The 1,931-nt window shown below is 74.8% G+C and carries 1 protein-coding gene; it reads right to left on the bottom strand.

The annotated features are described in order from the left end of the window. Positions 1-335: 335 nt before the first annotated feature. Positions 336-1,472 carry a glutamate 5-kinase gene (proB, locus tag KS423_RS44500; RefSeq protein ID WP_224285371.1) on the bottom strand — a complete coding sequence of 379 codons (1,137 nt, stop codon included), beginning with the start codon at positions 1,470-1,472 and terminating at the stop codon, positions 336-338. Between the last annotated feature and the right edge of the window lie 459 nt (positions 1,473-1,931).

The following is a 1,931-nucleotide window of genomic DNA, read 5'->3' as shown; positions in this document are numbered from 1 at the left end:
CAGCCTGCGCACCCCGCCGGGCCTCTGCGACGGCGGACCGGCCGGCTCGGCGGGGCCGTCCCCGCGTCCGCCGTCGATGCTGGTCAGCCGCCGGCCCGCCGTCCCTGCGGTCAGCGCTGCCTCGCGCCTGCGTTCCACCGGCGGCCTCCTGTTCGGCGATGTCGTGTCGTCCCCACCGGCCCCGTCGGCCCTCGGCCGACCGGTACGGCTGCGCCCCTCCTGGCCCGTGGCCGGGCCGCTCCCGGTACGGAGCGGCCCGCCGTCCGCGCTGCGCCGATCGGCCGGTGCCGGCCTCTGGGGCCTGTCTCATCGGTCCTTGTCAGGCCGCGGGCCGGTCAGCCCCGCAGAACGACCAGGTCGTCGCGGTGGACGACCTCGCGCTCGTACGCGGCGCCGAACTCCTGGGCCAGGTCGCGGGTGGACCGGCCGAGCAGGCGGGGCAACTCCCTCGCATCAAAGTTGACCAGTCCGCGAGCCACGATGTGGCCGTTTTCGGCAAGAAGGTCCACCGGATCACCCGCGGCGAACTCCCCGTCGACCCTGGTGACCCCGGCCGGCAGCAGCGAGGCGCCGCCGGAGAGGACCGCCCGTACGGCGCCCGCGTCCAGGTGCAGCGCCCCGCGCGGGCTGCTCGCGTGGGCCAGCCAGAGCATCCGGTCGGAGGTCCGGCTGCCGGTGCGCAGGAAGAGCGTGCCGGTGGGCCGGCCGGCCAGCGCGTCGGCGGCCTGGCTGGCGGCGGTCAGCACCACCGGGATGCCCGCGCCGGTGGCGATCCGGGCCGCCTCGACCTTGGTGACCATGCCGCCGGTGCCGACCCCGGCCTTGCCGGCGCTGCCGATCTCGATGCCGTCGAGGTCCTGCGGGCCGCGCACCTCGGCGATCCGGCTGGTGCCGGGGCGGGACGGGTCGCCGTCGTACAGGCCGTCCACGTCGGAGAGCAGCACCAGCAGGTCGGCCCGGACCAGGTGGGCGACCAGGGCGGCGAGCCGGTCGTTGTCACCGAACTTGATTTCGGCGGTGGCGACGGTGTCGTTCTCGTTGACGATCGGCATCGCGCCCATCGCCAGCAGCTGGTCCAGGGTGCGGTAGGCGTTGCGGTAGTGGGCGCGCCGGCTGGCGTCCTCGGCGGTGAGCAGCACCTGGCCGACCCGGATTCCGTACCGGGCGAAGGAGGCGGTGTAGCGGGCGACCAGCAGGCCCTGGCCGACGCTGGCGGCAGCCTGCTGGCGGGCCAGGTCCTTGGGCCGCCCGTCCAGGCCGAGCGGGGCGAGCCCGGCGGCGATGGCGCCGGAGGAGACGAGCACGACCTCCGGGGCGTCGGGGCGGTTGCGTACCTTGGCGAGCGCGTCCACCAGGGCGTCGACGCGGTCGGCGTCCAGGCCGCCGGCCGCCGTGGTCAGGGAGGAGGAGCCGACCTTGACGACGATCCGCCGCGCGGTCAGCACCTCCTCCCGCAGAGAGTCCTCGCTCATCTCGCTGTACGCCCTTCCGGTGTGGTGCGGGTGCGACGGGGCCCGGGCCCTGCCGTCAGCTCCGAAATCTACGCGATCGGCACAGGTCGTCCGCAGGCTGTTTCACCGGCTGGATCCGGCCTGGTCACGGCCCTGCCACAGCCCGTGCATCAATCCGGCGGACTGGTATGGTCCCTGACCGAAAGCCAGATCGGGGGACGGCTTCTTGCCCGCTGGACCCATGTCGTCTTCGACCCTTCCTGTCACGACGGGCGGCGCCGCACTGGGCAAAGGCCGGCAACGGTCGCGGCCGTGCGCCCAGGAGAAATGCGCATCATGCGTTCGTACACCACCAAGCTGACCGTCGCCGCGCTCGCGGCGGCCACCGCCCTGTCGCTCGCGGCCTGCGGGCCGGACAACGCGGACACCCCGGCCGGTACCGGCGGCGCCACCGGCGCGGCTCCGGCGCAGACCGGTGCG

This window comes from Streptomyces sp. LS1784, assembly GCF_020103755.1.
GTDB lineage: Bacteria > Actinomycetota > Actinomycetes > Streptomycetales > Streptomycetaceae > Kitasatospora.
The sequence above is the reverse complement of the archived record's forward strand: the minus strand, read 5'-3'. Positions and strand labels throughout refer to the sequence as shown.